Origin of the sequence: Pseudomonas canadensis (assembly GCF_000503215.1) — a bacterium.
GTDB classification, from domain to species: domain Bacteria; phylum Pseudomonadota; class Gammaproteobacteria; order Pseudomonadales; family Pseudomonadaceae; genus Aquipseudomonas; species Aquipseudomonas canadensis.
Map to the genome: position 1 here is coordinate 508,722 of NZ_AYTD01000011.1, position 12,117 is coordinate 520,838.

At 59.8% G+C, this 12,117-nt stretch carries 9 protein-coding genes and 1 riboswitch; of the genes, 6 read left to right on the forward strand and 3 right to left on the reverse strand.

Going from position 1 to position 12,117, the window contains the following annotated elements:
- Positions 1-90 precede the first annotated feature (90 nt).
- Complete coding sequence (locus tag U367_RS0107455) at positions 91-954, forward strand: universal stress protein (RefSeq protein ID WP_028616385.1); 864 nt, start codon at positions 91-93, stop codon at positions 952-954.
- Between the two features lie 3 nt (positions 955-957).
- On the opposite strand, the gene U367_RS0107460 is transcribed toward U367_RS0107455, so the two are convergent.
- The gene (locus tag U367_RS0107460) at positions 958-1,428 is read right to left on the reverse strand and encodes a DUF1289 domain-containing protein (RefSeq protein WP_016979484.1); all 471 of its coding nucleotides are present in this window, start codon (positions 1,426-1,428) and stop codon (positions 958-960) included.
- 397 nt (positions 1,429-1,825) lie between these two features.
- Between U367_RS0107460 and acnB the strand changes: the two genes are divergently transcribed.
- The 5 genes from acnB (at position 1,826) to cobM (ending at position 8,360) form a co-directional block, all read left to right on the forward strand.
- Complete coding sequence (acnB, locus tag U367_RS0107465) at positions 1,826-4,435, forward strand: bifunctional aconitate hydratase 2/2-methylisocitrate dehydratase (protein ID WP_028616386.1); 2,610 nt, start codon at positions 1,826-1,828, stop codon at positions 4,433-4,435.
- 1,513 nt (positions 4,436-5,948) lie between these two features.
- Positions 5,949-6,153, forward strand: a riboswitch (cobalamin riboswitch).
- 96 nt (positions 6,154-6,249) lie between these two features.
- Positions 6,250-6,438, forward strand: a complete 189-nt coding sequence (locus tag U367_RS0107480; RefSeq protein ID WP_012723860.1) for a CbtB domain-containing protein — start codon at positions 6,250-6,252, stop codon at positions 6,436-6,438.
- An 11-nt stretch (positions 6,439-6,449) separates the two neighbouring features.
- On the forward strand, positions 6,450-7,154 hold the full coding sequence (locus tag U367_RS0107485; protein ID WP_028616387.1) for a CbtA family protein: 705 nt from the start codon (positions 6,450-6,452) through the stop codon (positions 7,152-7,154).
- On the forward strand, positions 7,151-7,543 hold the full coding sequence (locus tag U367_RS0107490) for a cobalamin biosynthesis protein (protein WP_028616388.1): 393 nt from the start codon (positions 7,151-7,153) through the stop codon (positions 7,541-7,543). Before U367_RS0107485 ends, U367_RS0107490 begins: the two co-directional genes overlap by 4 nt.
- Positions 7,544-7,613: 70 nt before the next feature.
- On the forward strand, positions 7,614-8,360 hold the full coding sequence (cobM, locus tag U367_RS0107495) for a precorrin-4 C(11)-methyltransferase (protein ID WP_028616389.1): 747 nt from the start codon (positions 7,614-7,616) through the stop codon (positions 8,358-8,360).
- A gap of 192 nt (positions 8,361-8,552) precedes the next feature.
- Here the strand turns inward: cobM and nfuA are convergent, their stop codons facing one another.
- Entirely contained in the window at positions 8,553-9,137 is a 585-nt protein-coding gene (gene nfuA / locus U367_RS0107500; RefSeq protein ID WP_003190728.1) for a Fe-S biogenesis protein NfuA, read from the reverse strand.
- A gap of 634 nt (positions 9,138-9,771) precedes the next feature.
- Entirely contained in the window at positions 9,772-12,063 is a 2,292-nt protein-coding gene (locus tag U367_RS0107505) for a fatty acid cis/trans isomerase (RefSeq protein WP_028616390.1), read from the reverse strand.
- Positions 12,064-12,117 lie beyond the last annotated feature (54 nt).

The following is a 12,117-nucleotide window of genomic DNA, read 5'->3' on the forward strand; positions in this document are numbered from 1 at the left end:
CACCGGCCTTGATGTGCATCAACATGACGTGCGCGCGCCAGCAACTATAGTTGTTCCAGGCCCCCGCCCTTTTTTATGGAGATCCCGACCATGCAAGCCATCCGCAGCATCCTGGTGGTCATCGAGCCCGAGCATTCGGAAAGCCTGGCCCTCAAGCGTGCCAAGCTGATTGCCGGGGTCACCGGCGCGCACCTGCATTTGCTGGTCTGCGACAAAAAGCATGAGCACTCGGCGCTGCTGAGCCTGCTCAAGTCGGGCTTGCAGGAAGACGGCTACAGCGTCAGCACCGAGCAGGCGTGGAATGCCAACTTGCATGAAACCATTATCGACGTGCAGCAGGCCGAAGGCTGTGGGCTGGTGATCAAACAGCACTTCCCGGACAGCCCATTGAAAAAGGCACTGCTGACGCCTGCGGATTGGAAGTTGCTGCGTTATTGCCCGACGGCGGTGTTGCTGGTCAAGACCGCTACGCCGTGGACCGACGGCGTGATCCTGGCGGCGATCGATGTCGGCAATACCGATGGTGAACATCGCTCACTGCATAATTCGATCATCGACCATGGCTTTGATATCGCCCACCTGGCCAAGGCGCAATTGCATGTAATCAGCGCCCATCCCTCGCCGATGCTGTCGGCGGCGGACCCGACGTTTCAGCTCAGGGAGACCATCGAGGCACGTTATCGCGAGCAATGCAGGGCGTTTCAGGCGGAGTTCGATGTGGATGACAAACACCTGCATATCGAGGAAGGGCCGGCGGACGTGTTGATACCGCATCTCGCCCACAAGCTGCAGGCGGCGGTGACTATCATCGGTACCGTGGGGCGTACGGGCATTTCCGGCGCATTGATTGGCAACACCGCAGAGGTTGTGCTGGATACGCTGGAAAGCGACGTGTTGGTGCTCAAGCCCGAAGAAGTGATGGACCGCCTGGTGGAACAGGCCACCAACGCCTGACAGCTAGGCGCCAAACGCATCCTTGAGAAACCCCGGCGCGATATAGCGCTGGTAGTGGGCTTCGGAAAGGATAAAGAACTCCCGATCAATGGCATCGCGCAGGTCCGGCAAGGGCCAGTCGCGAAACTCGGGCAACAGCACCATGCCGTAGGCCTCCAGGTTATTGATCACCCGTGCTCCGCGAGCGATCAATTGGTACGCCCAGCAATATTCGGACTGGTGCGGCACGAAGCGGATCTTGCGCTGTTCCAGTTGGCCGCGCAGGGTCTTGGGGTCAAAGACCTCCAATTTGCCGGCCATCACTTGAACCAACAGCTGCTCCAGCCGCAGCCAGACCGCACGTTTTTCCTCTTCGCCGTAGCCGTTCCACTGGATCACTTCATGGTGAAAGCGCTTGCAGCCACGGCACACGAGATCGCCGTAGACCGTGGAACACAGGCCGACGCAGGGGGTCTTGATGGTTTGGTTGGACATGGGCAACGGCACGCAAATCAGCGAAACAATGCGCCATGTTAGCCCTTTGTCTAACCTTCATCACCCTGCAAACTTGGCGAGGCAACTTACCTTTAGAAATTTTTTGCCGTAGAATCATCCGGCCTTGTAAGGCGCCAATAATCCGCTGGAAGCTGTTTTCAAAGCGTCACGAGCACAGTCGTTCCTTCAGAACGGTGTTGGCGATGGTCAATGACTCGGTAGGTCAATGCCCTCGCCAACCCTCATCAGCTCCGTTCTGCAGGCGTAAAACTTTGAAAGCAGCTTCTGTGAGGAATGCCGGCAGCGCTGGCTTTGCGGCCCAAAAAGCCCCCGAGCGCATGCGTGCCGTTCATTTCTGGATGAGCGTCCCGTGGGACCACTGATGAGGGTAATAACTGTGCTTGAAGCCTACCGCAAACATATCGAAGAGCGTGCAGCCCTGGGTATTGTTCCCCAGCCGCTTAACGCCGAACAAACCGCAGGCCTGGTCGAGCTGCTGAAAAATCCTCCGGCTGGCGAAGAAGAATTCCTCGTTGACCTGATCACCAACCGCATTCCACCAGGCGTTGACGAAGCTGCCTACGTCAAGGCCGGTTTCCTGTCTGCCCTGGCCAAGGGCGAAGCCACTTCCCCCCTGATCAGCAAGCAACGCGCCGTTGAACTGCTTGGCACCATGCAAGGCGGCTACAACATCGTGACCCTGGTCGAGCTGCTGGACGACGCCACACTGGCACCGGTCGCCGCCGCCCAACTCAAGCACACCCTGCTGATGTTCGATGCATTCCACGACGTGGCTGAAAAAGCCCGTAACGGCAACGAGCACGCCAAAGCCGTGATCCAGTCCTGGGCTGACGGCGAGTGGTTCAGCAACCGCCCTACCCTGGCCGACAAGATCAGCCTGCGCGTCTTCAAGGTTACCGGCGAAACCAACACCGACGACCTGTCCCCTGCTCCCGATGCCTGGTCCCGTCCTGACATCCCGCTGCACGCCCTGGCCATGCTGAAAATGGCCCGTGAAGGCATCGTGCCGGACGAGCAAGGCAAGACCGGCCCGATGAAGCAGATCGAAGAAATGCGCGGCCAAGGCTTCCCGATCGCCTACGTCGGCGACGTGGTCGGTACCGGTTCCTCGCGTAAATCCGCGACCAACTCCGTACTGTGGTTCTTCGGCGACGACGTTCCGTACGTGCCGAACAAGCGCGCCGGTGGCTTCTGCTTCGGCAGCAAGATTGCTCCGATCTTCTACAACACCATGGAAGACGCGGGCGCACTGCCAATCGAGTTTGACGTTACCAACATGAACATGGGCGACGTGATCGACCTGTACCCGCATGCTGGCAAGGTCTGCAAACACGGCACCGACGAAGTCATCACCACCTTCGAAATGAAGACCCCGGTGCTGTTGGACGAAGTCCGCGCCGGCGGCCGTATCCCGCTGATCATCGGCCGTGGCCTGACCGACAAGGCGCGTGCCGAACTGGGCCTGGGCCCAACCGACCTGTTCAAGCTGCCAGAAGCGCCTGTCGACACCGGCAAAGGCTTCACCCTGGCACAGAAAATGGTCGGCAAGGCCTGCGGTCTGCCAGAAGGCAAAGGCGTTCGTCCTGGCACCTACTGCGAACCGAAGATGACCACCGTCGGTTCCCAGGACACCACCGGTCCGATGACCCGTGATGAACTGAAAGACTTGGCGTGCCTGGGCTTCTCGACCGATCTGGTCATGCAGTCGTTCTGCCACACCGCGGCCTATCCAAAGCCGATCGACGTGACCACCCACCACACCCTGCCTGACTTCATCATGACTCGCGGCGGTGTTTCGCTGCGTCCAGGCGACGGCATCATCCACAGCTGGCTGAACCGCATGCTGCTGCCGGACACCGTCGGCACCGGTGGTGACTCCCACACCCGTTTCCCGATGGGCATCTCGTTCCCGGCCGGTTCCGGTCTGGTCGCGTTCGCCGCAGCCACTGGCGTTATGCCACTGGACATGCCGGAATCGATCCTGGTGCGCTTCAAAGGCAAAATGAAACCTGGCATCACCCTGCGTGACCTGGTTCATGCCATTCCTTACTACGCGATCCAATCGGGTCTGCTGACTGTAGAGAAGAAAGGCAAGAAGAACGCCTTCTCCGGCCGCATCCTGGAAATCGAAGGCCTGAACGACCTGACGCTGGAACAGGCTTTCGAGCTGTCCGACGCCTCGGCTGAACGTTCGGCTGCCGGTTGCACCATCAAGCTGTCGAAAGAGTCGATCACTGAGTACCTGAACTCCAACATCACCCTGCTGCGCTGGATGATCGGTGAAGGTTACGGCGACCCACGCACCCTGGAACGTCGCGCCCAAGCGATGGAAGCCTGGGTCAAGAATCCTGAGCTGATGGAAGCCGATGCCGACGCGGAATACGCTGAAATCATCGAGATCGACCTGGCCGAGATCAACGAGCCGATCCTCTGCGCACCGAACGATCCGGACGATGCCCGTCTGCTGTCGAGCGTTGCCGGCGAGAAGATCGACGAAGTGTTCATCGGTTCGTGCATGACCAACATCGGTCACTTCCGCGCGGCCGGTAAGCTGCTGGAGCAGGTCAAGGGCCAGCTGCCAACTCGTCTGTGGCTGTCGCCGCCGACCAAGATGGACGCTCACCAACTGACCGAAGAAGGCTACTACGGCATCTACGGCAAGGCTGGCGCGCGCATGGAAATGCCGGGCTGCTCGCTGTGCATGGGTAACCAGGCACGAGTAGAGCCGAACTCGACCGTTGTGTCGACGTCGACCCGTAACTTCCCGAACCGCCTGGGTGACGGCGCAAACGTCTACCTGGCTTCGGCCGAGCTGGCGGCAGTGGCTTCTACCCTGGGTCGCCTGCCGACCGTCGAAGAGTACATGGGCTACGCGGCGAAACTGGACACCATGGCCAGTGACGTTTATCGCTACCTGAACTTCGACCAGATTGCTGAGTTCCGCAAGATCGCAGCTAGCGCCAACATTCCGGTGATTCAAGCCTAAGGTGTTGATGTGAAGAGGCGCCGCGTATCGTGAGGTACGCGGCGTTTTTTTATGCCTGGGATATGGGTGAGACCGGGTGCATATCCGTTATTTGGGTAACGGCTGGTATTGGTTCCGCCCTTACGGCGGGTCACTTTGGAAAAGCCCCAAAGTAACCAAAGGGCTCTTGCCCCAACACTCGGCACCTCGCTCACGCTCGGTGTGCCCGTAATCCGACAGGGATTTGGGGGGCCGCCGCCACGCGCCATCCATGGCGCGGGGCGGCTAAACCGGCATCCCTGCCGGTTTACCCCCCAAATCCCTGCCGAATTCCGGCCAGCGTGTTTAACGGGGCGCCTAAGATCAAAATCAAAAGCACAGCGGCCTGACAGCCGGCTTGAGTGGTGTGAAGCAAAAGCAAAATCAAACGCGGTCCTGTAGGAGCCGGCTTGCCGGCGATGGTCTTCAACGATGACGCGGGGAATCAGACAAAACGCGGCGGTCTCACGTTTTTCGCCGGCAAGCCGGCTCCTACAGAAAACGAAAAGCGTATCTACGATGCGAAGCGAGTCGCTCTTGATCTTGATCTGAGGCGCCCCGTCAAACACGCTGGCCGAACGCAGGCTTGAATCCGTGGGTAACCCGGCAGGACGNGATTTGGGGGGCCGCCGCCACGCGCCATCCATGGCGCGGGGCGGCTAAACCGGCATCCCTGCCGGTTTACCCCCCAAATCCCTGCCGAATTCCGGCCAGCGTGTTTAACGGGGCGCCTAAGATCAAGATCAAAAGCAAGAGCACAGCGGCCTGACAGCCGGCTTGAGTGGTGTAGAGCAAAGGCGAAGGCAAACGCGGTCCTGTAGGAGCCGGGGGGACGCCTAGTTCTTGCCGGCGATGGTCTTCAACGATGACGCGGGGAATCAGACAAAACGCGGCGGTCTCACGTTTTTCGCCGGCAAGCCGGCTCCTACAGAAAACGAAAAGCGTATCTACGATGCGAAGCGAGTCGCTCTTGATCTTGATCTGAGGCGCCCCGTCAAACACGCTGGCCGAACGCAGGCTTGAATCCGTGGGTAACCCGGCAGGACGCCGGGTTAGCCGCGCTGGGCCAAGGATGGCCCATCGCGGCGGCCCACGGATTCAAGCCGGAGTGAGGGCACACCGAGCCTAAGCGAGGTGCCGAGTGTTGGGGCAAGAGCCTTTTGGTTACTTTTGGGCTCTTTTCAAAAGTGACCCGCCGTAAGGGCGGAACCAATATCAGCCANGAACGCAGGCTTGAATCCGTGGGTAACCCGGCAGGACGCCGGGTTAGCCGCGCTGGGCCAAGGATGGCCCATCGCGGCGGCCCACGGATTCAAGCCGGAGTGAGGGCACACCGAGCCTAAGCGAGGTGCCGAGTGTTGGGGCAAGAGCCTTTTGGTTACTTTTGGGCTCTTTTCAAAAGTGACCCGCCGTAAGGGCGGAACCAATATCAGCCATCACCGCAGCAACGGATATGTACACACCCCAATTGACTCCCCTCCCACCCCCATGCTCTCCTACACATCTTGTTTCGGGTGCCCCTCACAGGGTGAAACGGGAAACCGGTGCGTCATAGCGATATGACCAGTCCGGTGCTGCCCCCGCAACGGTAAGCGAGCGAAGTGTCAGATCCACTGTGCCTCCAAGGCATGGGAAGGCGACGCTTAATAGGCGCAATGCCCCTCGCAAGCCCGGAGACCGGCCCGAAAAAATCAGATAACAAACCCGCGGTGGGCGGGCGCTGTTTAAACCCTGCGTGCCCGGCTCGCGGGGTTTTCATGCGCTCGTTTCACCCTGACACCTGAAAGGGACGCGCCATGTCGATCATCAGCAGCACCTCGCACTCCGCCAGCAGCACCTCGACCCTGAGCCAACGCTTGACCGCCGCCATCGGCGCGTCGATCCTCGGCGCGTGCCTGGTGTATTTCGCCGGTTTCTCGCACATCGAGGCCGTACACAACGCCGCCCACGATACCCGCCACAGCGCCGCGTTCCCGTGCCACTGAGGCCTGCCGACATGATCAAGCGTATCGCGCAAACCGCAGGTTTCACCGGCCTGCTGGCCGCCTTGCTGCTGACTCTGCTGCAAAGCTTTTGGGTCGCCCCGCTGATTCTGCAGGCGGAAACCTTTGAAAAAGCGCCGGCGGCTACCGAAGTGGCCCACGAACACGCCGAAGGTGCTGCCGCCCATACCCATGACGCCGAAGCTTGGGAGCCGGAAGACGGCTGGCAGCGCGTGCTGTCCACCACGGGCGGCAACCTGGTGGTCGCCGTCGGTTTTGCGCTGATGCTGGCCGGTCTCTACACGCTGCGTGCGCCAACCCGCACCGCCCAAGGGCTGCTGTGGGGTTTGGCCGGTTACGCAACTTTCGTGCTGGCACCGACGATGGGCCTGCCGCCTGAGCTGCCGGGCACTGCCGCCGCCGACCTGGCGCTGCGCCAGACCTGGTGGATCGGCACTGCGGCGTCTACCGCTGCTGGCATCGCCTTGATCGTGTTTGGTCGCAACTGGCTGCTGAAAGTACTGGGTGCAGCGATCCTCGCCGTACCGCACGTGATCGGCGCACCACAGCCGGAAGTGCATTCGATGCTGGCCCCGGAGGCCCTGGAAGCGCAGTTCAAGATCGCTTCACAGTTGACCAATGTCGCCTTCTGGCTGGCCTTGGGGCTGATCAGCGCCTGGTTGTTCCGCCGCAACCGTGATGATCAATACTCGGCATGATCCTGGTGGTCGGCCTGGGGTGCCAGCGGGGTTGTGACGTTCATACCCTGCTGGGCCTGTTTAATACTGCCCTCGCCGAGGGCAGTATCGAGCGCGATAAGATTACTGCGCTGGCCAGTATTGATTTGAAAAAAGACGAGCCGGGAATACTCGCATTGGCCGAAACGCTGAACCTGCCGTTGCACTGTTTCAGCGCCGAGCAGCTGACGACCTTTGAAGATCGCCTGAGCCACAAATCCGAGATCGCCTTCGCCCACACCGGCTGCTATGGCATCGCGGAAAGTGCCGCCTTGGCCCTTGCCGAGCACCTCGCCGGCGGCCCTGCCCGCCTGTTGATCACCCGCAAAAAAACCGCCCAGGCCACCTTTGCATTGGCGTGCGCCGGCTGAAAACCCGATAATCGCCCCTCCCGATCATGAGCATTCTTCATGCTCGCCCGTTTTTCATCAGGATTTCCCCATGACCGTCTACTTCATCGGCGCAGGCCCCGGCGACCCGGAATTAATCACCGTCAAAGGCCAGCGGCTGATCCGCAGTTGCCCGGTGATTATTTATGCGGGCTCGTTGGTGCCGGCCGCGGTACTGGAAGGTCATCAAGCGGAAACTGTGGCCAACAGCGCCGAATTGCACCTGGAGCAGATCATTGATCTGATCAAAGCCGCCCACGAGAAGGGCCAGGATGTGGCGCGCGTCCATTCCGGCGACCCAAGCCTGTATGGCGCCATTGGTGAACAGATCCGCCACCTGCGGGAGTTGGGCATTCCCTTCCAGATCATCCCCGGCGTCACCGCCGTGGCTGCCTGTGCAGCCTTGCTGGAGGCGGAGCTGACCCTGCCTGACATCGCCCAGAGCGTGATCCTGACCCGCTATGCCGACAAGACCAGCATGCCGGCCGGCGAGGACTTCGACAGCCTGGCCCGGCATGGCACCACCATGGCGATTCACCTGGGGGTCAATCACTTGGAGAAGATCGTCGCTGAACTGCTGCCACACTACGGCGCGGATTGCCCGATTGCCGTGGTGCACCGGGCTACCTGGCCGGATCAGGATTGGGCGATAGGAACGCTGAGCGACATTGCCGGGAAAGTGGCGGCCAAGGGCTTTCGGCGTACGGCGCTGATTGTGGTGGGCCGGGTGCTGGCCAGTGACAGTTTCAGTGAGTCATCGCTGTACCGGGCAGGCCATGCGCACCTTTATCGCCCATAACAAACAAAATTAACTTAAGAACATAAATAACTGTTTTAACTGAATAAATATGGTGAACCCTGTGAGAGCGGGCAAGCCCGGCTCAAAAGTTAATCTCCTTTGACAGATAACTATCACAATCCGTTGATTTTAAAGAATAAAAAAACGGCGCTCACGGGGCGCCGTTTTTTTTGTTCGCAGTGAACGCCTTACTCAGTAGTAGGCGTTTTCTTTCTGCGTGTGATCGGTCACGTCACGCACGCCCTTAAGCTCTGGAATACGCTCCAGCAAGGTGCGCTCGATGCCTTCGCGCAGGGTCACGTCCGCTTGGCCGCAGCCTTGGCAGCCGCCACCGAACTTGAGCACCGCAATGCCGTCATCGACCACGTCGATCAGGCTGACCTGGCCGCCGTGGCTGGCCAGGCCTGGGTTGATTTCGGTCTGCAGGTAGTAGTTGATACGCTCGTTCACCGGGCTGTCGGCGTTGACGTTGGGCACCTTGGCGTTTGGCGCTTTGATGGTCAACTGGCCGCCCATGCGGTCGGTGGCGTAGTCGACCACGGCGTCGTCGAGGAAGGCTTCACTGAAGGCGTCGATGTAGGCGGTGAAGCTTTTCAGCCCCAGGGCGGTGTCTTCAGGTTTTTCTTCACCAGGCTTGCAGTAGGCGATGCAAGTTTCGGCGTATTGGGTGCCGGGCTGGGTGATAAAGACGCGAATGCCGATACCCGGGGTGTTCTGCTTGGACAGCAGGTCAGCCAGGTAATCGTGGGCGGCGTCAGTAATGGTTATGGCAGTCATGGAAACTCCTCACAGGCTTGCCGGCAGTTTACGCCAAATTATTACGCAGGTACAAAGTCCTAGTGTTTTTGTCGGGATAGGTTTGTTTGCGGGGGGGATGTACATATCCGTTATTTGGGTAACGGCCGCGTATGGTTCCGCCCTTACGGCGGGTCACTTTGGAAAAGCCCCAAAGTAACCAAAGGGCTCTTGCCCCAACACTCGGTACCTCGCCTAGGCTCGGTATGCCCGTAATCCGACAGTGATTTGGGGGGCCGCCGCCACGCGCCATCCATGGCGCGGGGCGGCTAAACCGGCATCCCTGCCGGTTTACCCCCCAAATCCCTGCCGAATTCCGGCCAGCGTGTTTAACGGGGCGCCTAAGATCAAAATCAAAAGCAAAAGCACAGCGGCCTGACAGCCGGCTTGAGTGGTGTAGAGCAAAGGCAAACGCGGTCCTGTAGGAGCCGGGGGGGACGCCGGGTTACCCACGGATTCAAGCCGGAGTGAGGGCACACCGAGCCTAGGCGAGGTGCCGAGTGTTGGGGCGGAGCGTTTTTGGTTACTTTTTGCGCTCTTCAAAAAGTGACCCGCTGTAAGAGCGGAACCATAAGCCGCCATCACCCAAATAACGGATATTCACTCCAAAAAACCCTCACAAATTCTCATACCGATTCATATCCAACACCCCCTCCTCAACCGGCGTTGTCTCTCGAATGTACTCCGACAAATCATGGAAATACTGCCAAAACAGCGGATGACTACGCCGCACACCCCAACGATCCACAATCTTCTCAAACCGCTTGGCATCCTTGGCCCGCTCCATTTCAGCCACAAACTCCGGCACGTCCTGCGCCGGAATATTGAACATAAAGTTCGGATAGCTGCTCAACACACCCGGATAGATGGTCACTGTGTCCAGGCCCGGCTGATAGCGATAAGCCTCACCCAACAGAAACGCCACATTACTGTGAGCACGATTGCGCAACATGCTGTAGACCACACGCTTACCGCTGGCAGTCTCAACCCGCAGCATCGTCGCTTCAGGCAATAGATCGATAACCTTGAGCCCGGCGGCCGGGCGTGAGGTCAGGCGGCTCAGCGCTTGCTCGGCATCCTGCAACGCCGGGTCGATACCATCACGGGAGCAATAGGCGCCAGTGCAGCGGTTGATCGGGTCCGGGCTGGCATTCAGATCGCCATAACGCGTGAGCAACTGGTTGGCAAAGTCGCGCTTCGGATCGTTTTCGCTCAGATGCAAGCCGGTGGGCTTGTCGTCATCAATCGCCTCATAGTCCATCCACAACTTGAGCTTGCCACTGTTTTGATACCAGTCATCGAGGAAGTCTTCGCGGGAGTCTGCAGGCATCAGGCGCAGGAAGTTCTGCTCGGCGCCGTTGCGGATCAGGTCGAAGTACAAGCGGGTCTGGGCTTGGTGCGACACATTGCCGAACACATCAAAATTCACCGCCAACTGATAATAGGTGCGCTCCAGCAACGGATAGTCAAACAGCCACATCGTCTGCGGCACTTCACCAATCAAGCCCTTGGTCACCGAGGCACTGTCGAAGTGGCGAAAAATGCTCAGCAAGGCGTTGTCATTCCCGGCCCACAGCGACGACCAGCTTGGCGCGGGAACGTCCGCATAGTTGTCACGGCGCAGCGCTTCGTATTGATTACGCTTGTCACGGTAAGCGAGCCACAGGCTCAGCACACTGCCTACGTCATCGTTCTGCCCCGGCATGGCCAGCAACGGCGTGGCCTGGCCGCGATAACGGGCATCGGTGATGTAGAGGTCATGGTCCGGGTCCTGGAACAGGGTCCAGAAATTGTCGCGGATCACGTCCGTGGCGATCTGCCCACGGCACACGGGCCCACGAATAAAGGTGCGTACGAAATACTCGGCGTTGTCCAGCATGAACTGGTAACGCGCCTTGGCTGGAATCGCCTCGAAGGTTTCGAAGGGGTTGGCGCGACGGCCCGGTCCGTAGCCAGGCAAGGCGTTGACCTGCCAGTTGCCGGCGTAGAACAGCGCTTTGATGCGGGCCATTTTCTCGGCGCTGAGCGGGTACGTGATGTGGGTTTTATGCACGATCACGCCCTGCACCGGCCACAGGCGGTAGTAAACCTGGGTGCCTGGGTCATCGTTCGGGCGGCGAGTTGCGATCAGGTCAATCGGCTGCCCGCTCGGCGTACGCGAGCGCACCCACTGGAAGAAATGCCCCGGCTCGCCGTTTTCGAAGTAGAGATGGGCGAGGAACAAATGCTCGAACAACCAGCGCGCTACCAGGCTCTCCCTGGCCCCGGGCTGGTTGAGCAGGTTTTCCCACTGCTGTACCTGCAGTGCTTCCTTGGCGCTGGGTGCCAAGCCTTGTTCATCGATAGGCGCGCCGGACGCGAGCCAGCGTTGCAAGGTCTGATACTGCTGGTCCGTCAGGCCGGTGACCGCCAGCGGCATACCTTCCTTGGGATGGGCACCCGCGTAGGCAGTGAACTCGCCGGGCATGGCGCACATGTTTTGTCGGTTCAGGCCCAGTACGATCTCTTCGGGCAGCTTGGCGTTGGGTTGCAGCGGTGCGTTATGACCCAACTCCAGCATGCGCGCCATCAGCGCAGCCTGGCTGCCCTGCGCATCCAATACTGAGTAAAAGCCCTTCTGCTGCCAGGCCTGCTTGCCGAAAGCGTCATAGAACAGCCGAGTGGTCGGCGTCGCCTGGCTGCGCTCGCCATCGTAGACCGGTACTTTGCTCGCACCTCGCGCTACGCCTTCGGCACTGCCCAGGTTCAGTTGGCAGGCGGAGTCATAGCAGGCATGGCAAGCCACGCATTTCTCGGTGAAGATCGGTTGAATGTCGCGGGTGTACGAAATCGCCGGGGCGGGTCCGTCGGCCTGCGCAATGCAGGCGACCAGTGCCAGGGCAGCACTGGTGATGAGGCGAAGTGACATGTATCCGGTCCCGATTCAATACGTACGCTGAAAATTTGCCGGTGATTCTACCGG

Excerpts from the sequence above, each read along its gene's own strand:
- U367_RS0107485 (WP_028616387.1), top strand. The coding sequence starts at position 6,450 with ATGATCAAGCGTATCGCGCAAACCGCAGGTTTCACCGGCCTGCTGGCC.
- nfuA (WP_003190728.1), bottom strand. The coding sequence starts at position 9,137 with ATGACTGCCATAACCATTACTGACGCCGCCCACGATTACCTGGCTGAC.
- U367_RS0107505 (WP_028616390.1), bottom strand. The coding sequence starts at position 12,063 with ATGTCACTTCGCCTCATCACCAGTGCTGCCCTGGCACTGGTCGCCTGC.
- U367_RS0107480 (WP_012723860.1), top strand. The coding sequence starts at position 6,250 with ATGTCGATCATCAGCAGCACCTCGCACTCCGCCAGCAGCACCTCGACC.
- U367_RS0107460 (WP_016979484.1), bottom strand. The coding sequence starts at position 1,428 with ATGTCCAACCAAACCATCAAGACCCCCTGCGTCGGCCTGTGTTCCACG.
- U367_RS0107490 (WP_028616388.1), top strand. The coding sequence starts at position 7,151 with ATGATCCTGGTGGTCGGCCTGGGGTGCCAGCGGGGTTGTGACGTTCAT.
- U367_RS0107455 (WP_028616385.1), top strand. The coding sequence starts at position 91 with ATGCAAGCCATCCGCAGCATCCTGGTGGTCATCGAGCCCGAGCATTCG.
- cobM (WP_028616389.1), top strand. The coding sequence starts at position 7,614 with ATGACCGTCTACTTCATCGGCGCAGGCCCCGGCGACCCGGAATTAATC.